Below are 24,589 nucleotides of genomic sequence, written 5' to 3'. Positions count from 1 at the left end.
CATGGTATGCTCTGCGCCCGATTTGCGCCAGTCGGCACGCCGGCTGCGGTCCCGTCGGGCCGCGTTGTGCCCCAGGCGGTACCACGCGCGTTGAAACGCGATTGGCGATCGTTGCGCCAGGAAACCGGAGGATGCGGACATGCTGAAGGGCAATTTCTTTCACGGCCTGGGCTACCTTGCGGAAGGTTTCCGGTTGATCCGCCAGCCGGGGCTGCGCCTGTTCGTCATCATTCCCCTGATCCTCAACATCCTGCTGTTCGGCCTGCTGTTCTATTTCCTCGCTGAAGGTTTCGGCGTGATGATCGCCGCCGCCATGAGCTGGCTGCCGGACTGGCAGTGGCTGCAGGCCCTGGACTGGCTGTTCTGGCTGCTTTACGGCGTCGTCATTCTGCTGATGCTGGCCTATGGTTTCGTGATTCTCGCCAACCTGATCGGGTCGCCTTTCTACGGCTACCTGGCCGAGCTGACCGAAAAGCAGCTCACCGGCCAGGAAGTGACCACCGAGGGCGGCTGGGCGCAGATCATCAAGGATATCCCGCGCGCGCTGTGGCGGGAGGTCCAGAAAATCCTCTACTACCTGCCGCGTGCCGTCTTCCTGCTGTTGCTGGGCCTGATCCCGGTGGTGAACCTGGTGTCCGCCGTGCTCTGGTTCCTGTTCAACAGCTGGATGATGGCGCTGCAGTACGTGGATTACCCCGCGGACAATCACCGGGTCAGCTTCGGCGACCTGCGTCGGTCGCTTGGTGCCCGGCGCCTGTCTGCTTTCGGTTTCGGTCTGCCGGTCGCCCTCGCGGCGATGGTGCCGGTGCTGAATCTCTTCGTCGTGCCCGCCGCCGTGTGCGGTGCGACGGCATTCTGGGTCCGCGAGCGTTCCGCCAACGCCTGATCGGTCCGCGGACCCGGTCTCCCCCCGTTTCAAGTCCAAGTGTTTCAAGGTGAATCAAAGCATGGAATTTGTCATTGGTCAGCGCTGGGTCAGCCACAGCGACGCCAACCTGGGTCTGGGTATCGTGACGGACATCTCCGGCCGTCGCGTCACGCTGGGTTTCCCGGCGGTCGACGAAGAACGTACCTACGCCACCGACAGCGCGCCCCTGGCTCGGGTGCGTTACCAACTGGGCGATGAGATCGAGACCTTCGACGGCGAATCGCTCACCGTCCGCGCCGTGGAAGACCTCGACGGCGTGCTGATGTACCACGCTGAAGACGCCAACGGCGACCTGCAGGAAGTCTCGGAGGTCAAGCTCGGCAGCCACGTGCGCTTCACCGATCCCCGCCAGCGCCTGTTTGCCGGTCGCTTTGATCGCAACGGCGCCTTCCGTCTGCGCATGGCGACGGTGGAGCACGCCGAGCGCCTGCGTCAGTCGCCGGCGCGGGGCCTGATCGGCGCCCGCACCAGCCACTTGCCGCACCAGCTCTACATTGCCGGCGAGGTGGCCCGCCGCTACGCGCCACGGGTCCTGCTGGCCGATGAGGTGGGCCTGGGCAAAACCATCGAGGCGGGCCTGATCCTGCACTCGCAGCTGCAAAACGGTCTGGCCAAGCGCGTGCTGGTGGTGGTGCCGGATTCACTGGTGCACCAGTGGCTGGTGGAGATGCTGCGGCGCTTCAACCTGCGCTTTTCCATTGTCGACGACTCGAACTATGAGCTGGACGACGCTGCCGACCAGATCCTGGCGATTCTGGGCGAGTCAGCGGACGACGAGGAAGAGAACGAGAACCCGTTCGAGCAGTCCCAGCTGGTCCTGTGCAGCCAGGGTTTCCTCACCCGCAGCGACAAGGCCCGTCGCGACGCCATCCGCGCCGGCTGGGACCTGATGGTGGTCGACGAAGCCCATCATCTGGGCTGGACCCCGGAGGCGGCCAGCCCCGAGTACCAGGCCATCGAGGCCCTGGCGCAGGAAACCCGGGGTCTGCTGTTGCTGACCGCGACCCCGGAGCAGATGGGCGTGGCCGGCCATTTCGCCCGCCTGCGTCTGCTGGATCCCGCCCGCTATCACGACCTGGCCGAGTTCCAGGCCGAGGAAGCGCGGTACGCCGAGGTCAACCAACTGGTCCAGGCCCTGCAGAACCAGGGTGGCGAGCCCGACGCCGAGCAACGCCAGACGCTGGCGCAGTGGCTCGGCGATGACCTGGACGTCCTGCTGGCGAAAGGCGACGGCGGCCAGGCCCTGATCGAGACCCTGCTGGACCGTCACGGCACCGGACGTGTCCTGTTCCGCAACACCCGTGCGGCGATCCAGGGCTTCCCCGAGCGCCGCGTCCACGGCGAGCCGCTGCCCTGTCCCGAGGCCTACAGCGACTTCAGAACCGGCACTGACGGCCTGACCCCGGAAGCGGGTCTGGACGAAGAAGCCTGGCTCGCGGACGACCCGCGGGTGGTCTGGCTCGAGAAGAAACTGACCAAGCTGAAGAAAGAGAAAGTCGTGGTGATCTGCGCCCATGCGGCCACCGCCACGGCCCTGGAGCACTACCTGCAGCTGCGCGCCGGCATCCGCAGTACCGCGTTCCATGAGGGGCTGAGCCTGGTGGAGCGGGACCGCGCCGCCGCTTACTTCACCGAAACCGAGCAGGGCGCCCAGGCGCTGATCTGTTCGGAAATCGGCAGCGAGGGCCGCAACTTCCAGTTCGCCCACCACCTGGTGCTGTTCGACCTGCCCGCCAACCCGGACCTGCTGGAGCAGCGCATCGGCCGGCTGGACCGCATCGGCCAGGGCGACGTAATTGACATCCACGTGCCGTATCTCGCCGGCACCGTGCAGGAAACCCTGTTCCGCTGGTACCACGAAGGGCTCAACGCGCTGGGGCAGAGCAGCGCCGTGGGCGTGGCGGTGAAAGAGGAAGTGGCCGATGACCTGGACGCCGCCCTCAACGACCCGTCCGCGCCGATTGACGCGCTCATCGAGCGCACCCGCGAAGCCGCCGGCGCCCTGCGCCAGCGTCTGCAGGACGGTCGCGACGCCCTGATCGAGATGAACTCGTGCCGGCCGGACCAGGCCCAGGCACTGATCGACGCCATCGAGGCGGAAGAGCAGGGCGACGGCCTGACCGGGTACATGACCGAAGCCTTCGACATCTTCGGCGTCGAGACCGAGGACCACACCGAGACCTCGGACGTGCTCAAACCGTCGGATCACATGCTCACCGGCCAGTTCCCGGAGCTGCCCAAGGACGGCATCACCGTTACCTTCGACCGGCAGCAGGCGCTGGAGCGGGAAGACCTGGCGTTCCTGAGCTGGGAGCATCCGATGGTGCGCGGCGTGATGGAACTGATGACCGAGTCCGAGCTGGGTAACGCCGCCCTGGCCAGTCTGTCCGTGAAAGGCCTGCCGCCGGGCACGCTGTTGCTGGAAACCCTGTTCACACTGCATTGCCCGGCCCCGGACAGCCTGCAGCTGGACCGCGTCCTGCCGCTGGCACCGCTGCGCCTGCTGGTGGACCTCAATGGCAAGAACCTGTCCGGCGCACTACCGCACGATCGCCTCAACGAGCTGTGCTCCAACATTCGCCGGCGTACCGCTCAGGCCGTCGTACCGCAGATCCGCGCCGAGGTGGAAACCATGATCGACCACGCCGAAGGCATGGCGGCGGAGCGTCTGGGTGAGGCCCAGCAGTCGGCGGTCAGCCGTTTGCGCGAGTTGTTGCAGCCGGAGATTGATCGTCTGGAAGCCCTGCGCCAGGTCAACCCGGCGATCCGTGAAGATGAGGTGCGTTTCTTTGAGTCCCAGATGGCGGCCGGCAAAGCGGCCATCGACAAGGCGCGCATGGCCCTGAGTGGTCTGCGGGTGATCGTGTCGTCCTGACGGGGCGGCGGGCCGCGCCTCATGCGCGGTTCGCCGAAAGGCGCATTGACAGACGGTGATCGGGTCACTGGCCGGGAGCCATCCATTGCGGTAGGTTAAGCGTATCGCTAAGTCGGGTTGCTGATGTAACCCACCTACTTCAATGACATGGAAGACTGAGAGTGCCTATGACGACTTTGATCCTGCTCCTGTTATCCATCGCCGGTCTGCTGGCGGTGCTGCGCAAAGAGGCGGGCGCCAAGCCGGCAATCGGGGTGATGGCCGGATTCGGGTTGGTGTCGCTGATTTTCGCTTCCGGCTGGCTGGCACTGGTCCTGTTCGTCGGCGCGATCGCGACCGCCGCCTGCGGTCTGCCCGGGTTCCGCAGTTCCTGGCTGACGCCGCGCATCTTCTCGATGTTCAAGAAAGTGGCGCCGAAGGTGTCCGAGACCGAGAAGGTGGCCCTGGAAGCCGGCACCGTCGGCTGGGACGGTGAAATCTTCACCGGTCGCCCGGACTGGCAGAAGCTGCTGGTTGATCGCAACAATGGCCTGACCGACGAGGAACAGGCGTTCATCGACAACCAGTGCGTCAAGGCCATCAGCCTGTGTAACGCCTGGGATGTAGCGGTCGAGCGCGCCGACCTGCCGGAAGAGGTCTGGGATTTCCTGAAGAAGAAGAAGTTCTTCGGGATGATCATTCCCAAGTCCTACGGCGGCCTGGAATTTTCCGCCAAGGCCCAGTCCGCGGTGCTGCAGCGCCTGGCCACCAACGAATCCCTGATGGTGTCCGTCGGCGTGCCCAATTCCCTGGGGCCCGGCGAGCTGCTGCTCAAGTACGGTACCGATGAGCAGAAGAACCACTACCTGCCGCGCCTGGCTGATGGCCGTGACATTCCCTGCTTCGGCCTGACCGGCCCGCGTGCCGGCTCCGACGCCACCTCCCTGCCGGATACCGGCATCGTCTGCAAAGGCGAGTTCGAGGGCAAGGAAGTGTTGGGGCTGCGCCTGAACTTCGAGAAGCGCTGGATTACCCTGGCGCCGATTGCCACCGTGGTGGGCCTGGCCTTCCGCATGTTCGACCCGGATAACCTGCTGGGTGACGAGAAGGACCTGGGCATCACCTGCGCCCTGATCCCACGCGACACCAAGGGCATGGAAATCGGCCGTCGCCACTGCCCGATCGGCTCGCCGTTCATGAACGGCCCGATCAAGGGCAAGGACGTGTTCATCCCGCTGGACTACATCATCGGCGGCCCGGAAATGGCGGGCGAGGGCTGGCGCATGCTGGTCGAGTGCCTGTCCGTGGGCCGCTGCATCACCCTGCCATCGGGCGCGGCCGGCGCTGCCGCCGGCGCGCTGGGCGTAGCCGGCGGTTTCACCCGCATCCGTCGCCAGTTCAACACCCCGGTGGCGGACATGGAGGGCGTGCAGGAGCCGCTGGCCCGCATCGCCGCCATGACCTACATCACCCAGTCGTCGGTCTACCAGACCGCCAACATGGTGGACAAGGGCGAGAAACCGGCGGTGCCGTCGGCGATCCTCAAGTCCCAGCTGACCGAGATGCAGCGCCAGTGCCTGACCGATGCCATGGACGTGCACGGCGGCAAGACGGTGACCCTGGGGCCGCGCAACTACCTGGGTATCGGCTACAGCGGGGCGGCGGTCTCCATCACGGTGGAAGGCGCCAACATCATGACCCGCAGCCTGATGATCTTCGGTCAGGGTGCGATCCGCTGCCATCCCTATGTGCTTGAGGAACTGGCGGCCAAGGACAACGACGATCTCGATGCCTTCGACCGCGCCTTCTTCGGTCACGCCGGCCTGATCTTCGGCAACGCCGCCCGGGCCTTCACTCAGGCCCTCGGTGTGGGGCGTCCGGAAGTGCCGTTCGATGTGGTCACCCGTCGTCACGCCCAGGCGGTGGCGCGCTTCAGTGCCGCCTTCGGTCTGTGCGCGGACGCCGCCATGACCACGCTGGGCTCGGAGCTCAAGATGCGCGAGCTGATCTCGGCGCGGCTGGGGGACATGCTCTCCAACCTGTACCTGGCCTCCATGGTGCTGAAGAACTGGAACGAGACCCAGCCGGTGGAGGGCGAGAAGGAGCTGGTGCAGTACAGCCTCGATACGCTGTTGCACCGCACCGAGAAAGCTCTGCACGAGGTGCTTGAAAACCTGCCCAACCGACCGGTGGCCTGGGCGCTGCGGGCGATCACGCTGCCGCTGGGCCGGCGTTGGTCGATGCCGCACGACGACGTGACCCGTACCCTGGCGCGGGCGATCAGCACCGCCACGCCGTTGCGTGAGAAACTGCTGCGTCCGGCCTGGACCACCCAGGTGGAAGGCGGCGTCAACAATCCGGTCGCCGAGTACAACGACCTGCTGGCGTCCTACGAGCGGGCGGATGGCATCTACCGCACGGTGAACAAGGCCTACGCCAAGGGCGAACTGCCCATGGAAGCCCTGCACCCGGAGCAGCGTTTCGAGGCCGCCAGAGAGGCCGGCATCTTGTCGCAGGAAGACGCCGACTTCATGAGCGACTACGAGGCGCGCGTGCTGGAAATGCTCACGGTGGACGATTTCGCCTTCGACGCCTTTGCCCAGCAGAAAGACAGCGTGATCGAGCACAACGCCGCTTGATCCGCCCAAAGCCGGGCCCGCTCATCGTAGGCGAGCTCTGGTAGACTCGAACCCGTTGCGTCCGGCTTCCCGGGCCAGCGGGTTTTTTATGGGCCGGTGCCTCGCCGCCGGCGCCGTCGTGTGAATGAGCCAGAAGGAGTCCAGCCGGTGCCTGTTGCCATGTCCATCCTCGCCGTCAGCCTGGGGGCCGTTATCGGCGCCAACCTGCGCTGGCTGCTCAGCCTCTGGCTCAATACCAGCGGGCATGTCATTCCGGTGGGGACGCTGGTGGCCAATCTGTGCGGGGGCTGGCTGATTGGCTACCTGATCAGCTATTTCAGCCAGGCGCCGCATCTGGGTCCGGAATGGCGGCTGTTTGCGGTCACCGGACTGTGCGGGGCGCTGACCACTTTCTCAACGTTTTCGGTGGAAATGTACGGTGCGATCCAGGCCGGGAAGTGGCTGGCGGCCTTCGGTGGAGTCGCCCTGCATGTGGTCGGATCGCTGTCCATGACGGCGCTGGGAATATACTGTTTTCACGCGCTGAGAGGGTGATTGACGCGGACCATTTCGTAGTTGTACTTACCATGAAAAATTCTGTTGGCAAAGTCACCAATCGGGTATACAGTGGGTCCCGTAGGAAAGTTTCAGCAAAGCGTTTCATAAATAAGACGTATCCCTCTGTAGTTAAGTAGTGCATCGTCCTGTTTTTGATTACACGAGTTTGCTTTTCCGATGACCGCCTACGGGCAATTTTTGAATTTGAATTGAAGGACAGGAAAACCATGTCTACAGAGACCGGTACCGTTAAATTCTTTAACGAAACCAAAGGCTTCGGCTTCATTACTCGCGAAAGCGGCCCGGACGTTTTCGTTCACTACAGCGCCATCAACGGCAGCGGCTTCAAGACCCTGGCTGAAGGCCAGCAGGTTGAGTTCACCGTGACTCAGGGCCAGAAAGGTCCGCAGGCTGAGAACGTTACTCCGCTCTAAGCCGCCGCGATCAGTCCGGCGATGCACCTCATCGTCGGATGAATCCGGAAAAGGTAGCCCTCGGGCTGCCTTTTTTTGTGCCTGTTTTCCGGCCCGTCGCGCTGCAAGCAACTGATCTGTCGCGGCAAATACCCATCCCCACGGGTTGACCTTTTTCCTCCCAGCCACTGAGATAGAGACTGGTACCGGCGTCCTGCCACTCGGGACGGGGCGCCCACAACAGGGAGGCAGTGATGCACATCGTCGTTATCGGAGCCGGGGTGGTCGGCGTGACCACCGCATGGTCCCTCTGCAAGCGTGGCCATCAGGTGACCGTGCTGGAACGTCTCGACCAGGCCGGCGAGGAAACCAGTAAGGGCAACGCGGCCCAGCGCTCCTACGGGGTGGTCTATCCGTGGGCGTCGGCGGCGATGGTGCGCAAGGCGCTGCCCTGGCTGCTGGACAAACAGGGCCCGCTGAAGATGCGCATGCCGCCGTCCCTCGACACCTTCCGCTTCCTGGTCTCCACCCTGCGCTACGCTTATGCCCCCGGCGTGTTCGGGCTTAACAAGCGCGCCATGTTGCGGCTCGGTATCCACAGCCGGGACTGTTTCCTGGCCCTGGAAAACGAGCTGGACCTGGCGTTCGACGGTGCCCACGCCGGCCTGATGCACCTGGCCAGTCGCCCGGATACCATGACCGAGTACCTGGATACCGCCGCCCTGCTGGACGAGCTGGGCATCGAGAACCAGCTGCTCAGCCCGGAGCAGGTGCGCGAATACGAGCCTGGCATGCGCGGTGACGGGCCGCTCTACGGCGGGTTGCGCTACGTTACCGATGGCACGGGGGATTGCAGCCTGTTTTCCAAGGCGCTGGCGGCGGCCTGCGAGGAGCGGGGTGTCACGTTTCGCTACAACGTCGAGGTACAGCGCCTGCTGGCGGATCATCGGCGGGTCGAAGCCGTGGAAGTGCGCCAAACCGGCGGCGCGCTGGAGCAGATCGATGCCGATGCGGTGGTGGTCTCCGCCGGCTGCGCGTCACCCGGCATCGTCAAACCGCTGGGTGTGCACCTGCCGATCTATCCGGTGAAGGGGTACTCGTTGACCGCGCCGTTGATCGATCCGGAAGCGGCGCCGCGTTCAACGATCCACGACGACAACTACAAGGTGGTCTCCACGCGCCTGGGGGACCGTCTGCGCGCGACCGGCTTCGTCGAGCTGGCGGACTTCGACCGCCGTATTCACGAGACGCGCCTGGACACCATCAGGGCGTCCGTGGCCTCGCGCTTCCCCGGCGCTGCGGATATGGAGCGCGCGACGTCCTGGACCGGCTTCCGTCCCATGACGCCGGACGGCCCGGCGACCATCGGCCGTGGCACCCGCGACAACCTCTACCTCAATACCGGCCACGGCACCTTCGGCTGGACCCTGTCGGCCGGCAGCGCTGAGCTGATCGCCCAGGTGATTGACGGCGAAACCCCGTCGCTGGATCTGGACGCCTTCCGGCCGGGCCGCTTCGCCGAGTAGCGGCCCGGCCGGTTGGGATCACAGCTTCATGCAGTTGGCGTAGAAGGTCGTGGTGGCCGGCCAGTCGGAGAAGATGGCCATCACGCCCACGTCCCGGGCCAGCACGTCGACGACGGTGAACATGTCGCCGTCGTTGTCGATGGCGTCGTTCACCGACTGGTAGTACCAGCCGCCCCCGGAAGCCAGCGGGCCGCTGCGCTCCAGGCTCCAGGCGATCATCTCGAGTCCGGCGGAGCGGGCGTTGCGGGCGTATTCAGAGGGCACGATCTCACCGCGCGGGTCCAGGGTCAGCATCTTCCACAGGGGCGGGGCGACCACATTCACCCCCTGACTCTTGAGGGATTGCAGGTACGCCAGTGACGTCACGTCGGGCTCGTTGGCGCGCTGGTCCAGGAACACCGCCTGCTGGCCGTAGGCCGGCGTGTGGTTGATCCAGTAGAGCACATCGTCCAACTGGAAGGATTGCGGCCACACGTCCGACGGATCGATACCGGCTTCGCGGTAATCCTCGATCAGCTGGCGGGCGTAATCCGCCTGGGTGTAATCCCCCTCGAACGGCATATCCACCACCGGCGTCTTGAGTTCCGGCGTGAACTGGACGCCCAGCTCGCGGAACAGTTTGATGCTCTCCTTGTGGGTCATCAGGGTGCCTTCCGTGGCGTAGAGGTCGGTGCGCCAGTTAGCGGTGCCCTGAACGTATTCTTCCGGGGTGGTGGCGTCCGGGTTGAAGCCGTCCATCTTGCCGGTCAGCTGCCTGAACTCCGCCAGGGTCAGGTCGCTGGTGCGGCATTCCGCCCGGGCCGGCGTGCCGCTGGCGGGATCGGCGGCCACGAACGGCTGGGTGCACTTGGCGTTCAGCTCGGGAATGGTGACGATGTCGGTGGTGGTGTGCAGGTCGTTCTGGGCGTGGCGACACACCAGTTCCCGGTCCTTGGTGAACGCCACGTCGCACTCGATCACCCCGGCGCCCATGCGGGCCGCCGCCACGTAGGACTCGCGGGTATGCTCGGGGAACTGCAGCGGCGCGCCGCGGTGGCCGATGGAGAAGTCGGAGCGTTTCATCGGCTGGTTCATGCAGGACTGTAATTTGCGCTTGAGCGGTCCCTCGTCCATATCGTTGACGAGGTAATAGGGGCGCGGCCCCAGCTGGACCGTGTGGGTGTTGTCGTTCCAGCTGCGATCATGGTGGCCGTGTCGGTCGCGGTCACGGTCGTCGTCCTTGCCATGGCCCCAGCCGGCCTGCAGGTCGGCACTGCCCATGACGGTGAAGAGAACGGCCAGTGACAGCAACCACGGGCAATAACGTGCATTCGTCATAGTAAGATCCTTTTACGAATTATTAGTGAACTGACTTTGCGATAAGGCCACAATCAGGCTGCCGGTGATCCGTGACACGGCCATGAAGGTATGATGAAGTCGTGACCGGTTGTGGATGCCAAGGACAGACGTATTCCATGAAAGCCCTGAAAACAGTCTGGATTTTTTTCTGGGCCATTGCCCTGACTCTAGTGCTCTTCCTGCCGATTGTCCTGGCCGCACTGCTGGGCCGGCGTGGCGATATGGCGTTTCACGGCACCCAGGTTTATGCATGGGTGCTGTTCAAGATGGTGGGTGTACGCCTGCGTGTGACTGGGCTTGAGAACATCGAACCGGGCCAGCGCTACGTCATTCTCAGCAATCACGCCTCGTATCTGGACCCGCCGGCTCTGGTGTTGGCTCTGAGGATCCAGTATCGCTGGGTGATCAAGAAGGAGCTGCGCAAGGTGCCGCTGTTCGGACTGGCGCTGGAGGCCTCCCGCAACCTGTTCATCGACCGTTCCAAAGGCAGTGACGCCATGCAGAGTATTCGCGAGGCGGTCGGGCAGTTACCGGACGGCACCGGCGTGTTGCTGTTTCCGGAAGGCACCCGCAGCTGGGATGGTCAGTTGCTGCCGTTCAAGAAGGGTGGCTTCGTGATCGCCAAGGACAGTCAACTGCCGATCCTGCCGATCACCATTCGCGGCTCCCACGACTGTCTGCCCAAGGGCACCGGCGCGTTTCGGCCCGGTACCATCGAGGTGGTGGTGCACCCGCCGATTCCCACCGACGACCTGGAACTGGATGAGCTGATGGACGAAACCCGGGAACGGATCGCCAGCCGTTTGCCGCTGCCCGAGCGGGCCCGGAAAGCGACTCATGTCCCGTCCGGTTGAGATCCGACCGCGACCGCGTCCTGCTCTCAAGGTGTTCCGGGTCTCCGTCCTTCGGTGGATTACTAGCGTCCCTGCAACATGAAGGTCTCGTACTCGAGTCGGTCGAATTTGCGTGACAACAGGAACAGCCCGCCCAGAACCGCCAGCAGGGCGCCCCCGGCGAAGCCGTAGCCGTAAAACGACGCACCCAGTTCCAGCGTCAGCAGGGTGAAGGCAATGTTGCCGAAGAAGAACAGGCTGCAAAGCGCGACGTTGACCCCGCGTGCATCGAGGTAGAACAGCACGTTCTGGATAGCGAGCAGCAACAGCTGGATGCCTACCGCCACCAGGTCGATGCGGAACAGCGCCAGATAGAGCGGAGAGATGCCAATGGCCGAGAGGATGTCTTCGCTCCAGAGGAACAGGACCACGATGGTCAGGCCCTGCACCTTGAAAATTTCATAGATACCGTTGCGGGCGATGAGCACCATCTCGTCGCGGAACTGATTGATGCGCGCCAGGGTGTCGCCCTCGCGGACGGCCCGGTAGAAGCGGTCATAGGCTTCGGCGAAATCGGTTTCCATGCGTACGAGAAATACCGCCATCCCGGGGATGATCGACAGATAGGCCAGGAAAATCGGGAGATCGTAGATGACCGACGCCCGCAGTTCGCCGATGATCGGCTGCGAGGTGGGCGGGTAGAACCAGAAGATGAACTTGTCCGCCCACACCGCGGCGTTGAACAGCAACCCGGTGAGAATCAGCGACGGGAAGATCTGGCGGCGACGGATAAAGTCGAAGCGGATGAAGCTCTCGCCGGGGTACTGGCGGATGATGGAATAGAAGAAACTGAAGAACAGCAGGCTGTGGCCCAGCAGGATGCCGGTCAACAGACCTTCCAGCCCCCAGTCGGCCAGGCGGGTGGCGGCCACGACCGCGGTGGCGTAGCCCAGCGCAAAGAGAATCACGATGCGGCGATAGGATTTCATGCTGGACAGGAAAATGGTGACCAGCCACAGGTTACACAGCACCACGAAGTTGCCGAACATAAGCAGCCGGTAGATCGTCGAGGTGCCGTCCAGCAGAAAGGCAACGGCCAGGCCACCGATGACGCCGGCCATCAGGGTGGTGACCCAGATCAGCCCCATCAGGTTGGGCAGGATCAACTCGTTTTTCTTCTCGTACAGGCGGTCGGCGACCCAGCGGGTAAAAACGTGCTGGAACACCCCGGAAACCACCAGCGAGATCGCCATCAGGTAGGTCACCGAAACCAGAAACTGGATGATTTCTCGATCATCGACCGCCATCGACAGGCTGAGTATGCCGATGACCATCACCCCCAGGACGGACAGCACCCACGGGCCGGAGCTGATAATCCCCGCCAGCCCGTAGGCTTCAATCAGGTTGAGGAAGCTCTCGCGTCGCAGGATGCGGCGAATCTCGAAACCGATGCCGGCCATTATGCTGTCGTTCCTTTCCGGTAGATGTCGCGGTACGCCTCGAACATGCTGTCGAGCGTGTAGTAGCGTTCCACGCGTTCGAGTCCGGCCCGTTGGGCGGCGTACCAGGCCTGCTCGTCACCCAGCAGGCGCACCGCCTCCCGCGCCGTGGCTTCTGGATCGGCAATGGGCACCACCGCCCCGCTGGCGCCCAGGGCCCGGTCCTCGGGCTGGTTGCCTTCCAGCAGTTCCCGGCACGAGCCCACATCCGTCGCCAGGCACGGGAGCCCCGCCGCGTGGGCTTCGAGGATCACCAGTGGCAACGCCTCGGAAATGGACGTCAGCACCATCAGGCCCAGCTGCGGCAGGATGTCCTGGATATTCTGGAAACCGAGGAAGCGCACCCGCTTGTCCAGCCCCAGGCTCTGAACCAGCTCCTTGCATTCCCGCACGTAGGCCTCGTCCTCGTCTTCCGGGCCGACGATCCAGCCTTCGGCGTCGGGCCGCTGGTCGCACACGGTCCGCATGGCGCGAATGAAGGTCTTGATGTCCTTGATCGGCACCACTCGCCCGACCAGCCCCAATACCGGAGGCACGTGATCCGGTCGGGCTTTTCGCGCGCGTTCGAACTGTTGCGGGTTGATGCCGTTGGGGATGATCCGTGTGCGTTCCGTGGGGGCGCCGTCGACGTGCTGCCGGTCCTGGTTGCCCTGGTACAGCGACACGATGGGGTCGGCCTGCTGGTAGGTCATGCGCCCGATGGATTCGAAAAAACGAATCCACAGCTGGCGGATATAGCCCACCTGCTCGTTGAGCGTGCCGCTGACCTGATCGGCGGGATCGTGAATCCATTGCGCCTGGGACAGATCGATTTTACGTTCCTTGGTGTAGATGCCGTGTTCCGACAGCGCGAGCGGCAGTTGGCGCTGTTCGCTGACCATGGCGCCCAGCAGACCGGCGTAACCGGTGGAAATCGAGTGGAGCATCCGGACCTGCGGCATCTCCCGGGCGATGCGCGCCAGCTGGAACAGCGGGGCGTGCATGATCCGCACCGACCAGAAATAGTCGACGAAGGAGGGCTCGGTGCAGTAACGACGGTAGTAATCGTCGATGATCTCCCAACTGGCTTCGCTGTGCAGGAAGTCCGAGAAGCTGATGCCTTTCGACGAGCCCAGATCGGCGAACACCCGCTGCATGATCTCCCGGGAGGCCGGTTCGCCGGAACGGAAGGTCGCGTGCAGGTCGCGCTGGGCGTCGAACGCCTGGCGGTTGCCCTTGCGGGGGCGGGGCTTGGGCTCGCTGTGCCCGTCCATCAGGTAATGGCATTCCAGGTGACGCACGTTGGCCGGTAGCTCGTACTGCTGCTCACCGTAATGACTGCGTTCGCCACCCATGAAAATCAGCGCGAAGGTGTACTCCGGCAGGCCCTGGATGATCTGGTGGACCCAGGACGAGACGCCGCCGCGGATGAACGGATAGGTGCCCTCCAGCAGGAGGGCAATGTCGGCTTTGACGGGAGGCGCTTGTTTCTCCATTCGCTTACAACCAGGCCTGTTTGAGAGATTCGATGCCCGCATCCCGCTCGGTGGACGGGCAGGCGGACAGGTGGTGTCGGACGTTGGCGAAATCCCGCTGCAGGAAGGCGACTTCGGCCAGGTAGGGCTGGATTTTCGCGGGGGGCGCGTTCAGCGCCTGTGCCTGCTCGAAGGCGGCGCGAGCGTCGTCGAGTTGGCCGAGTTGCAGGTGGACTCGGCCGAGCAGGTGATAGTCGCCATGCCTCGGGCGCCGGTCGACCAGGCGGAGCAGCGTGGCCCGTGCGTTTTCCAGGTAGTGGCGCTGCAACCCGCCCTGGGCGAGACCGAGGTAGGCCATTTCCCACCACAGCTGCGCCAGGCGCCGCTGGAGAATGAGGCCCTGCTCGTCGGATGCGGTCCGCAGTGCATCCTGCAGACGGATAATCTGGTGAGACAGCGTCTTTTCCTTCTGTTCGAGCATGGAGTAGGCCAGCAGGCGGACATCGTCCGTCTTGTCCCGCAGGGCCTGGCGCAGAATAACGATGGCTTCCCGGCTGTCCATCTGGCGTGTGGCGATCAGGGCCTTGAGACGCTTCTCGGGGTCGGCGGCGTCACGCAGGACCTGTTGCAGCCCGCCCTCGGAATAGAACATCTGCAATTCGGTATCGATGGGCCGGTACGGCAATTCGGGAATGTCGATTTCCTGCCAGGGCAGCTCGCGGGTGGAGCGTGGCAGGTAAAGCGCCAGCAATACCCCCAGCGCCACCCCCAGGCTGCCGATAAAAGGGATGGCGAACTGAATGGTGAACAGGAACGCGGCGGCCCGGCGGGGAGAGCCACGGTAGCGGGCCGGCAGGAGCCTCAGCAGCACCGGCGTCAGCAAGCCGCAGGCCAGGGCGTGAAGCGTCATATAGGTGACCAGCTGCGCCAGCCCGTCGTCCAGATAGAACAGGCCGGCGAACGCAGCGGCTTCGGCCGCCAGGGCCTGGAGGATGAGTCCGCTACTGCCCATGGGCGAGATGGGCCTCCAGCCAGCTTTCGGCGGTCGCGCGGTCGCTTACCTGGTGACTGGCTGGGGCGCCCAGCCAGTCGGCGAGGTGAACCCCGAGGGTCTCGCGGACGCCGTCCTCCAGCCGTTGCAGGTAGCCGGACTGCCCCAGTTCATCCGTCAGCGGCATCAGGATCGCCAGGCGCAGCCCGTGGTTGTCCGAGGCTTCGTAGAGCACATCCAGCCCACGACGCACGCTTTTGATGTGGTCGACGATCTGGCGCGACGTCAGCGTCGTGTCGGCCCGGAAGCACAGCAGACAGGCTGGCAGGTCGAAGCGCTCGGCGTCGCGTCCGACTCGCGCCAACTGACGACGGAAGTGACGCCGTTCCTCCGTTTCTCCCGCAGGCGTGAGATCCTGCTCCTGCAACTGGTCGGCCAGATGGCCCGCCAGGATCGCCAGGAAGCGCAGCGTCTGCGGCTCGAACGAGAAAAACGGCATCGCCTCGACGGCGACCACGCCAAGGATCTCGCCATCGGACGTCAGCAGCGGAATCACCGCGAGAAAGCGGCTGTCGAGCTCGGCCTGGCGGCGGTGGTATTCCGTCTGTATCGACACCAGCTTGCGCTCCCGGAGGGCGTGCTCGATCAGGGGGTCGCTACCGGAAAGCGGCTTGAATTCGCCGATGGATGCCAGGGCCTGTGCGGTGAGACGTCCCTGGCGCACCGGGAAAACCCCGGCGGTCTGTATCTGACCGTAGTGGCCGAACAACGCGAGTGTCGCCTGGGCGCGATCCCGAGTCAGGCCGGCGTGGCTGTCGGCGGCGAGTTCCGAATAAACGCGGCGCAAGGCTTCGCGCAGGCTGCGGGAGCTGCCCGCCAGCCGCTGTTCGAGACGGTCGTGGGATACCTTGAGCAGGTAATAGCTGCGAGTGAACTCCTCCAGCCGCCCGTCGCGGTAGTCGTTTGCCGCCGCCAGCTCGGACCGGCGTCGCTCCCAGTAGTCCCGGAATTCACCGGCCAGCAGAACCACCGCGAGCACCCCCGCGGCCCAGGTGAAGGGATAGGGCTGTGGCACGTCCGTCAGATAACGCAGGTACATCCCCAATCCGCCAATAAGCAGCAGCGAAGCCGCCAGGGCCATGAAAAAGCCGTAGCGCAGGGCCACCAGCAACGGACCGATGACCGGCCAGGGGAAATTACCGGTCAGGAAGAACGGATCGTCCGGGCGGCTCCAGGCCCCCAGCGCGAAGCAGGCCAACGTGATCAGCAGTGTTTCCAGCCATTTCAGCAGATCGCTCGCTTCTTGCGGGCGGAGGGCGCTCTGTAGCGAAGTATCCACCATGGGCGGTTCAGTCCCTGTTGGTTAACGGCATACGCTCGACCAATTCATCCAGTACCTTGTGAGCAGCGACGCTCAGGCTTTCCCGGCCCCAGCCGGTGCGTGCCGAGGTGCCACTCCACACCAGGCGTTCGGTGTCAGCGTCGCGGATCTCCAGCGTCACACCCACGGCGGGTTCCCCGTCCAGACCGCTCTTGTAGCGCCACTCCTCGACGGTGCCTGTCACCAGGTAATCGGGCGCGCTGGCTTCGGCTGACTCCAGGGCCTCCTGGCGACGCTCGCTGTTGTCGTAGAGCAGAGGGTCGCGCTGCTGCGGCAGGAACAAGGTGGTGTTGTGACTGCCCTCGGCCCGCAGGAGCGCACTGAGGACGCTGGCGGCCTGTTCGCCGGCCTGCGGGGTTTGCGACAGGTTCATCAGGGGCACCACGGCCAGGCGGCTATCGGCCGGAATGGCCAGGCCGTCTTCGCTCTGCAGCACCGAGCAGCCACTCAGCACCAGCAGGCTGGCGAACAGCAGGGTGGGGAGGCGCGGGATACGTTGCAACATCGGATTCTCCTTAACGGTCCAGATACAGGGTATAGGTTAGATTCAGGTCGGCGCGACCGCTGCCGTCGATGCCTTCGGACGCCCAGCGGGCGGACAGGGCCAGTTCGTCGTCCCCGAACAGCCGCCAGCCCAGGCCCGCGCCCAGGCCGATCTCGGGGGTATCCGTGGAGATCACATAGCCGCTGCCCACTTCCAGGAAGCCCCGGGGCGAGGCGGTACTTCGGAAAAGGCTGTGGGGCTCGCCGTGAAACCAGCGAACGCGCGCGCCGACGCGTTCGTATTCGTCGGTTAGCAGCGCTGAGGGCGGCAAGGGGCTGTCCAGTTCGTCGTTGACGCTCGCCGGCAGGGTCGGCTCCAGGTCCAGTTGCTGTCGCTGGTAGCCCAATGTCACGGTCATGGCGGGGTCTTCGCGGAACAGGGTGTAATCGGCGGTGAACTCGAGGCTGTGGCCCGAACCCAGCGAATCGTCATCGGCGGAATGGTAGGCCAGACGTTCCGCCCGCCCGGTCAGGGCCAGCCGTGAAAACGGGCTGTAGGTGGCGGCCAGGGACTGGCGATCGCGGCCGAGCAGCCACCAGGCCTCGGCGGAGTCGGGCGCGCGGGCGTTGTGTTCCAGCCCCGCCTGCAGGCTCCAGCGGTCCGCCGGTTGCCAGTCCCCTTCCACGGAGAAGGCCGGCGAGGGCCCTTCGTCCCGCGCCAGGCTGGCCGCCTCCACCTGGAGCCCCCAGCGCGAGCCCTGCCAGGCCAGACCCAGGCGTCCCTCGGCGCCGGCGTCGGGACGCTCGGCGAGACGCCCGGCGGATTCTGGCGCCACCCGGCTGGCAGCCCCGCTGACGCTGACCTCGTCCAACGCGTAGCGGCCCTTGATGCCGGTCTGGCGCACGGCGAAATTGCCCAGGTCGAGGCGTTCCACGCCCGTCTGAATTGAGCGCTGGGCTCCGCGGTGAAGGTCCACGGTTTCCCGCAGACGCGAGCGTGACAGATCGGAGCCGCGGTCCGATTCCAACGTATCCAGGTTGGCCAGCAGGCGCTGTCGTTGTTGCGCCGGGGTCAGGTCGGCCGGATGCAGCAGCGCGTTGTCGTCCGGCTCGCGCGACTGCGCCAGCCAGGCTTCGGCCAGCAGGGCGTGGCCGGCATCCAGGGCTTGCTGTGCCATCTGCCGTTGATCGGTGTCGGTGGCGGCACGACCGAGGACCGTCAGGGCCAGGCGGTCCAGTCCGCGGGCCCGGTAATAGGCGACCCGGGTGTTGGCGTCGGTGATCCGGCCGGGGTCGATGCTCGCCCGTAATGCTTCTGCCTGCCGTTCCCGGCCGGTGAGTTCCAGCACCCGGGCCGTGGACAGCAGCCATTCGGGTTCCGCCCGATGCCCGTCCAACCCGCGCAGGAACCATGCCCGGGCCTGTTCGGGATGGCCCAGAGCACTGTGGCCGTAGGCCAGCACCGGATAGGTTTCGGGGTCGCCCTGGGCCTCGAGGCGGGCGAGCATATGGGACAGTCGCTCGCCGAAACGTTCAGGTTCGCTGAGCATCAGCCAGCCCCAGCCGACCAGGGTTTTCAGGTCGTCGGGGGCAAGGCGGTAGGCCTCCCGGTAGGCCTGGTCGGCTTGATCGAGACGGCCGGTCTGGTGATAGGTCAGGGCGCGCAGCTGCCAGTAACGGTTGAGGTTGGTCGCGCTCGGGAAGGCGTCGACCCAGGCGTCGAGCGCGTCCGTAGCGGCGGACCAGTCGCCGGTGGCGGCCGCGTACTCCGCCTGGTTGGCGAGGTAGCGCGGCTCGTTCGTGCTGGCATAGCGCACGCGACTGATGTGGCGGGCGGCGGTGTAGTCTTCGAACAGGATCGCCAGGGACAACAGTTCCTCCTGAACCTGCGGCGGTTCGTCTTCCAGGCGGTCCAGCATGGCCTGGTAATCGTCCCGGATCCCCCGCAGTCGCCCGAGGTAATGCCCCAGCCGCAGGCGCATGAACGTGACGTCGTTGCGGATGCCCGGGTCCGACGGCTGGAAATCCAGGTGGGCCAGGGCGGCTTCCGGCTGTCGGGTGCGCCAGTAAAGCTGTGCCAGTTGCAGGCGCTGCTTGTCGCTCAGGGTATCGCGCTGTTCCAGGTAGGCGATGGCACCGTTGAAATCCCGGCTGTTGAGCAGCAGCGACAGCTTGCGCTCCTGCAGCGCGGGGGCTTTCGGATAACGGGTGATACCGCGGTCGAGCACCCGCAAGGCGGACTCGATATCGCCGTTCCGGATGCGGCTGTCGGCGAGCAGGAGGTAGCTGTCGGGATTGCTGTGACCGCGATTTTCCGCGAGCGACAGAAGCCTCTCCAGAGCGGCCCAGTCGAACAGGCTGCGGGCGGTCGAGGTCGCTCGTTCCAGTGCTTGCGGCTGGTTGTGCTCCACATACAGCTCGGACCAGTACGGCAAGGCCTCGGCCGGAAGGTTGTTCCAGTCCAGGACTTGCGCCATCCGGGTCCGGTCTGCGGGCGTCAGGTCCGGTGCCTGTGTCTGCAGGCGGCGGACCGTGGCCAGTGCCGAGGTGGTGTCACCCTGGGCCAGTTGCGCGGTCAGCAGTTCGCGCAGGAGAGGCACGTCATCGGGCTGCTGGTCCACCAGGCGTTGCAGCCAGCGCAGGCGGTCGTCGTTGGCGCCGGCGTAGCGGGCCAGCTCAATGCCCTGTTCCAGCGTGGCGGTGTCCATCGGAGTCGTGGCGCGCTGCGACTTGAACAGGGACAGCGCTTGGCGAGGCTGCCCGGCGGCCAGCTGCAGTCGCAGAATGTCATCGACCATCGGCCCCGAGTCGGCTGCGCCGTCTTCCCGCAGGCTGTCGAGCAGCGTCCCGGCGGCGGCGCCGGGCTTGCCCTGGGCCTCCTGGAGTTCGGCCAGCCGGCGGGCGATCTTGCGGCGCTCGCCGGCTTCCGGTGCGAAACGCGCCATGTCGCGCCATAGCTGGCTGGCCTGGGCCAGACTCAGCGCGTCCTCGACGGGATCGATCAACGCCGTTTTATCGTCAAAGCTGTAGGGCTGATCCGGCACCCGCTCCAGCGTCTCGAACAGCCGGCGCCGCGCGGTTGCCCGGTCTTCCGGTCGGGTCGCCTCGTACACCCGTTGCTGGCGGAGCAGGAGGATATCGGACAGGGCGTTGTAGGGAATGGGATCGTTCTCGAGAAACGGATTCAGGACTCGCTCGGCTGCACGGCCCTGCCCGGTCTTGCGCAGCATGTGCCCCAGGTTGATGCGCAGCGACGGGTTGTCGGGGTCGGCGCGCAGCAGCACGTGCAGGTAGGCAATGGAGAGGGCGTCCGGTTGCTCCAGAAAGTGGATGTCCTCGAACACGGTCTGACGCGGGTACAGGGCGAACAGCGCCAGCGTGAACAGCACCCCGATGGCGAGCAGCGACGGCAGCCGGAAAAACTGGATGCGTCTGCGAGCCCGCATCAACGGCACTCCAGGGTCGCCGAGTTCACGTTTTTACCCGGCGCGCCAAGTTGTACCGGGCGCCCCGTGCCCTTCACGGACAGGGACGCTCCGCGGATCACACGGCAATGCCCGGTGCCGGCCAGGGTGGCGCTCAGCGGGCCGATGCCGGAGAACCCTAGCTCGATACGCCAGCGGTCGTCGACCCGGCGCCGCGACCAGTGGGTCAGAACCGCATTGGCCTGTTGCAGATAGGGGCCTTCCGGAGGCGTGTCGCGCAGCGCGAGTGTTGGCTGGGAGCCGGTCAGGTGAACATAGCGGTTGCCGGCATCGTCATGGAACCCGGCGACGCCTTGACTGGCGGCCAGATCCGGGTACTGGCCGGCCGGGTCGATGCGCACGGTGTGCGGGGCGCCGATGCCGCGCCAGGTATAGCGTCCATGGCTGTCCCGCAGCATGGCCGAGCGGTAGTTGAACCGGGCGCGCCGGGCGTACTGGCTCAGGTACAGGGGGGTCACCGGCCGCGACAGGGCGTCGTCGTAGACCGCCTTCAGGGCATTGAGCGCGGCAGGCTTGGTTCCGGAATAGAAGTGGTAGTAGATGCTCAACGGTTTGAGCCGTTGGTAGTTTTCCAGGATACGGAAGGTGTCTATCACGTCGCGGAAGCCATAGTACGGGCCGTGCCAGAGATTGGTGTAGACGTTTTCGTTCATGACCGGCGCGTAGATCTGCAGCTCGTCGCCGACCGGGCGCGCCATGGGCCAGACACCCGCCAGTTGGGAGGCGTAGGGCAGCGGGTGGGTGTCGCCGCCGTTGACGTTCAGGACGCCAGCGGAGCGAACCGCTTTGAGTGCGCGCTCGCCGGGCAGGGCGTCGCCGGTCCAGAGGAACAGGTTGGTCGGTTTGTCCGCCGGCGCCAGGCGCCGGTTGATGTAGTCGATCGAGCCGGGGATCTCGCGCTGCAGGACCGGCTTGTACCCGGGGACGCCCAGTGCGTAGCCGTAATCTGCGAACACCGGTAACGGGCGCGAACCGTCCTCGATGATCTGCCAGAAAAAGGGGTGGCTGTAGGAATGCGACGCCACTTCCACGTTATCCAGCCGGAACAGTTGGCGGGCGATGCGTTCGGCTTCGGCGCTGGTCGCTGGATAGATGCCGTTCGGTGAGGTTTCGGCTTCGATGACCGACACGGTATGCGGAACGCGGTAACGTTTGATGATCTGGTCCATGATGACCGTCGCACCCAGCGGGCTGCCTTCCAGCTCGGCCCGGGATACGAAACCGTCGCCGTCGATGTGAGCTGTCAGGATGCGTTGCCCACTTTCCGTCGTGGCGTCCGGTGTGGGATAGAGAGGCCCCCCGAGGGCCTCCGCCAGAAACGCGAACGGATCGAACAGCCAGTAGCGTTCGTCTTCGGGGCCCGGCTCGAAAAGGTAGGGCTCCAGGGCCACGCCGAGATGCTCGGCCGTATAGACCGGCGTGAAGGTCGTGTCCTGGGCATCGGTGATCTCCAGCCACGACGAGACGCCTTCGGCGCGCGGCAGCGCCGAATCCGGCATTGCGGGCAAATGCGTGCCCTCGAAACGGCCGACCGATGCCTGGCGCGGCGTCGTCGTCACAGGGAGCGCGGGCAGGGTGACGGTGTCGGACCGGATAAGGGCCTCGCAGTTGCGGTCCGGTGGCAGCCGGCCCATGACCACCAGCGGCAGTTTGCCACGGTGCTGCGACAGCCATCGGCACACACGACGGCTCTTGGCGCCGCCCTCCCACCAGGCGACGATGCCGGCGAAGCGGTCATCGAGAGGCTCGCTGGGCAGGGTGGCGTGCATATCCCGGTAAACCGGGATGTAACCCAGCCGTTCCAGTAGCACACCGCCATACCGGTGGGCGGCGCTGTGCGCCATCAGGCCGTCCTGCGCATCGTGCAGGACCAGCACCTCGCGTTTGATCCGTTGCGGTTCGGTGGGCCCCAGGCGCTGCAGGTCCGGGTCGGTGACGTAGGGGACGAAGCCATCCTGGCGCAGTTGCCTGGCCAGGGCGGGCGCGTCGCTGGCGTCGCGCACGTAGTCGATGGCGATCAGGGGCTTGTCCGGGTGCCGGTCGCGCCAGTGATCGAGCTGGCCCCGGAGCCATTGGCGATCGGCGTCGGACACCGGACGATAGCGTTTGCGGCCGGCGTCATAGCCGCGCCGGTAGGATTCGAAGGCCAGTGCGTCTACCTGGGCGTGGACGCTCTCGGGGAGTTCGAAGCCCCGGTTGATGATGATCCGGGCGTCCGGGTGGCGCTCGCGGATGCGGCCGATCAGGGTCGCCAGGGCCTGCACGAACGCCGCCGGATCGTCCTGGCCGGCCTGGGTGAGCCGGTAGCTGTCGAGGGTGTCCAGGAAAACCCCGTGGTAGCCGGCCCGGAACGCCGGGTCGATCAGCCTGTCGAGCAGGAAGGCGCGTACCGCCGGCTGGCGGATATCGAGAATGGCGCTGTCCCAGCCCGTGTTCCGGCCCAGGCGTGCGGTGGCGGGAAGTTGCGCAAACTGCTTGTGACTGCGGGCCATTTCGCCCACGCTGACATAGGCAATGGGCGCCACGCCGGCGTCGTTGAGGGTGTCGAGGCGTGACGTGCTGTTGCGATCGCGTTGCAGGACCAGCCAGTCGTACGCCATCAAGGCGCTGACCGGTGCCTCGTGGCCGTAATAGAAGCCGACATTCCGGGGTGCCTGAGCCAGGACGACCTGGCTGAAAAGCGCCAGGACGAGTACTGCTGGCAAAACAACGGGGTTTTTGGGCATGGGGTCCTTTTTGTTGCCGCAACGGGTCATCATGAAGTGACGAAACTATCCATGTACGATCAGATTAGCAGTTTAGATGCAAATTCAACGGCTTGAATCATGACACTCATGTCATCGCCAGCAACCCCACGGAGAAATCTGAGATGAAACTGATTGGTTCCACCACGTCGCCCTACGTCCGCCGCATTCGCCTGTTGCTGGCCGAGAGCGACTACGAGTTCGTCAACCTGAACATCTATGGCGAGGGTCGGGACGAGCTACGCCGTAACAACCCGGCCCTGAAGATCCCGATGCTCATTGACGGCGAGCAGGAGGTGTACGACTCCCGGGTGATTTCACGCTACCTCGCCCAGAAAAACGGCGATGCGCCCCTGAGCTGGGATCAGGAGAACCAGCTGACGCTGATCGACGCGGTCAACGATTCGGCGGTGACCCTGTTGCTGTCGAAGAAGTCCGGCATCGACGTGGAACAGGACCTGATGTTCTACAACCTCCAGCGTGAGCGCATCATGCTGTCGTTGCGCACCCTGGCGGCCATGGTGGACGCGGGCGAATTCGCCCAGTGGCATTATCCGGCGATCTGTCTCTACTGCATGGTGGACTGGCTGGAGTTTCGTGAGTCGGTGGATTTCACCGGTGTGGAGAGCCTGCTGAGTTTCCGCGATGCCAACCGGGAACGGCCCATGGTGGGCGGGACCGATCCGCGAGACGCTTGAAACGCGTGACCCAGAAGCCCTGTCCCGTGAGACAGGGCATACGGTCGGCCGTTTAGCCGAACAGTCGCTTGTAGAAGGCCAGTGAGCCTTCCCAGGCGTCCCGGGCCGCGTTGGCGTCATAACCCACCGGGAAGCCGAACTTCTGTCCCTTGGCGGTGGCGCCGGGGTTGGTGAAGCCGTGCTGGGCGCCGGGGTAGTTGATCAGGTCGAACCGTACGCCGGCTTCCTGCATTTCCTCCACGAACGCCGCCACCTGCTGCGGCGGGATCATCACATCCGCACCGCCGGTGTAGACCTGCAACTGGCCCTTGATGTCGCCCGGTTTGATCTGGATGTCGGTGCCCAGATTGCCGTGGAAGCTGACCACACCCTTAAGGTCCAATCCCAGCCGGGCCATGTTCAGCGACACCGCGCCACCGAAGCAGTAGCCCTGGGAAGCAATACGCTCCGGATCGACGCTGTCATGGGCCTTGAGCACCTCCAGCGCCCCCCGGTAACGCTTCTCCAGCTCGCCCGGGGTGTCCTTCACCGACAGCATCATGGCCTTGGCGTCGTCCGGGTTATCCGCCTGCGCGGCGTCGCCGTACATGTCGATGGCGAAGGCGGTGTAGCCCTGCTCCGCCAGCTTGTCCGCCTGCTCGCGCACGAAGTCGTTCAGACCCCACCACTCGTGAACCAGGATAATGCCCGGCCGGGGACCGCTCCGGGTATCGTCGTAGGCAATGTGGCCGATGTAGTTGCGGCCGTCGATCGTATATTCCAGGGATTCGCCAATCATGTTCACCT

The 24,589-nt window shown here is 65.0% G+C and carries 17 protein-coding genes; 8 read left to right on the top strand and 9 right to left on the bottom strand.

The window, feature by feature from the left end; all coding sequences use genetic code 11:
* Positions 1 to 139: 139 nt before the first annotated feature.
* The 6 genes from cysZ to DKK67_RS13280 all read left to right on the top strand — a co-directional run bounded on the left by cysZ (position 140) and on the right by DKK67_RS13280 (position 8,897).
* Entirely contained in the window at positions 140 to 886 is a 747-nt protein-coding gene (gene cysZ / locus DKK67_RS13305) for a sulfate transporter CysZ (RefSeq protein WP_111496989.1), read from the top strand.
* Positions 887 to 947: 61 nt separating this feature from the next.
* Positions 948 to 3,803 (top strand): RNA polymerase-associated protein RapA, encoded by a 2,856-nt coding sequence (gene rapA, locus DKK67_RS13300; protein WP_111496988.1) that lies wholly within the window; start codon positions 948 to 950, stop codon positions 3,801 to 3,803.
* A 167-nt stretch (positions 3,804 to 3,970) separates the two neighbouring features.
* Positions 3,971 to 6,421 carry an acyl-CoA dehydrogenase gene (locus tag DKK67_RS13295; RefSeq protein ID WP_111496987.1) on the top strand — a complete coding sequence of 817 codons (2,451 nt, stop codon included), beginning with the start codon at positions 3,971 to 3,973 and terminating at the stop codon, positions 6,419 to 6,421.
* Positions 6,422 to 6,580: 159 nt separating this feature from the next.
* Positions 6,581 to 6,955, top strand: coding sequence for a fluoride efflux transporter CrcB (gene crcB / locus DKK67_RS13290; RefSeq protein ID WP_111496986.1), 375 nt, complete (start codon positions 6,581 to 6,583; stop codon positions 6,953 to 6,955).
* A gap of 230 nt (positions 6,956 to 7,185) precedes the next feature.
* Entirely contained in the window at positions 7,186 to 7,392 is a 207-nt protein-coding gene (locus tag DKK67_RS13285; RefSeq protein WP_111496985.1) for a cold-shock protein, read from the top strand.
* 233 nt (positions 7,393 to 7,625) lie between these two features.
* A complete protein-coding gene (locus DKK67_RS13280; protein ID WP_111496984.1) occupies positions 7,626 to 8,897 on the top strand; it encodes a D-amino acid dehydrogenase in 1,272 nt (423 codons plus the stop codon).
* Positions 8,898 to 8,915: 18 nt separating this feature from the next.
* Here DKK67_RS13280 and DKK67_RS13275 read toward each other — a convergent pair whose 3' ends face one another.
* Positions 8,916 to 10,214, bottom strand: a complete 1,299-nt coding sequence (locus DKK67_RS13275) for a glycerophosphodiester phosphodiesterase family protein (protein WP_228160631.1) — start codon at positions 10,212 to 10,214, stop codon at positions 8,916 to 8,918.
* 137 nt (positions 10,215 to 10,351) lie between these two features.
* Here DKK67_RS13275 and DKK67_RS13270 point away from each other — a divergent pair, with 137 nt between their 5' ends.
* Entirely contained in the window at positions 10,352 to 11,089 is a 738-nt protein-coding gene (locus DKK67_RS13270) for a lysophospholipid acyltransferase family protein (protein WP_111496983.1), read from the top strand.
* Positions 11,090 to 11,151: 62 nt separating this feature from the next.
* On the opposite strand, the gene pelG is transcribed toward DKK67_RS13270, so the two are convergent.
* From pelG to DKK67_RS13235, 7 genes are read right to left on the bottom strand one after another with little or no spacing between them, the layout of a single operon-like run.
* Positions 11,152 to 12,528, bottom strand: coding sequence for an exopolysaccharide Pel transporter PelG (pelG, locus tag DKK67_RS13265; protein WP_111496982.1), 1,377 nt, complete (start codon positions 12,526 to 12,528; stop codon positions 11,152 to 11,154).
* Positions 12,528 to 14,042, bottom strand: coding sequence for a GT4 family glycosyltransferase PelF (pelF, locus tag DKK67_RS13260; RefSeq protein ID WP_111496981.1), 1,515 nt, complete (start codon positions 14,040 to 14,042; stop codon positions 12,528 to 12,530). The genes pelG and pelF overlap by 1 nt, the downstream gene beginning before the upstream one ends.
* A gap of 4 nt (positions 14,043 to 14,046) precedes the next feature.
* On the bottom strand, positions 14,047 to 15,033 hold the full coding sequence (locus tag DKK67_RS13255; RefSeq protein WP_111496980.1) for a tetratricopeptide repeat protein: 987 nt from the start codon (positions 15,031 to 15,033) through the stop codon (positions 14,047 to 14,049).
* On the bottom strand, positions 15,023 to 16,354 hold the full coding sequence (locus DKK67_RS13250; RefSeq protein ID WP_111496979.1) for a PelD GGDEF domain-containing protein: 1,332 nt from the start codon (positions 16,352 to 16,354) through the stop codon (positions 15,023 to 15,025). The genes DKK67_RS13255 and DKK67_RS13250 overlap by 11 nt, the downstream gene beginning before the upstream one ends.
* A 7-nt stretch (positions 16,355 to 16,361) precedes the next feature.
* A complete protein-coding gene (locus tag DKK67_RS13245; RefSeq protein ID WP_111496978.1) occupies positions 16,362 to 16,898 on the bottom strand; it encodes a DUF4136 domain-containing protein in 537 nt (178 codons plus the stop codon).
* Between the two features lie 10 nt (positions 16,899 to 16,908).
* The gene (locus DKK67_RS13240; RefSeq protein ID WP_111496977.1) at positions 16,909 to 20,322 is read right to left on the bottom strand and encodes a tetratricopeptide repeat protein; all 3,414 of its coding nucleotides are present in this window, start codon (positions 20,320 to 20,322) and stop codon (positions 16,909 to 16,911) included.
* Positions 20,322 to 23,087 (bottom strand): bifunctional glycoside hydrolase 114/ polysaccharide deacetylase family protein, encoded by a 2,766-nt coding sequence (locus DKK67_RS13235; RefSeq protein ID WP_111497257.1) that lies wholly within the window; start codon positions 23,085 to 23,087, stop codon positions 20,322 to 20,324. The genes DKK67_RS13240 and DKK67_RS13235 overlap by 1 nt, the downstream gene beginning before the upstream one ends.
* Positions 23,088 to 23,230: 143 nt before the next feature.
* On the opposite strand from DKK67_RS13235, the gene DKK67_RS13230 reads away from it, so the two are divergent.
* Positions 23,231 to 23,803, top strand: a complete 573-nt coding sequence (locus tag DKK67_RS13230; protein ID WP_111496976.1) for a glutathione S-transferase family protein — start codon at positions 23,231 to 23,233, stop codon at positions 23,801 to 23,803.
* Between the two features lie 52 nt (positions 23,804 to 23,855).
* Here DKK67_RS13230 and DKK67_RS13225 read toward each other — a convergent pair whose 3' ends face one another.
* Positions 23,856 to 24,581: a dienelactone hydrolase family protein gene (locus DKK67_RS13225; protein ID WP_111496975.1), complete on the bottom strand. Its 726-nt coding sequence runs from the start codon at positions 24,579 to 24,581 to the stop codon at positions 23,856 to 23,858.
* Positions 24,582 to 24,589: the final 8 nt, after the last annotated feature.

Source organism: Marinobacter bohaiensis (assembly GCF_003258515.1).
GTDB lineage: Bacteria > Pseudomonadota > Gammaproteobacteria > Pseudomonadales > Oleiphilaceae > Marinobacter_A > Marinobacter_A bohaiensis.
The sequence above is the reverse complement of the archived record's forward strand: the minus strand, read 5'-3'. Positions and strand labels throughout refer to the sequence as shown.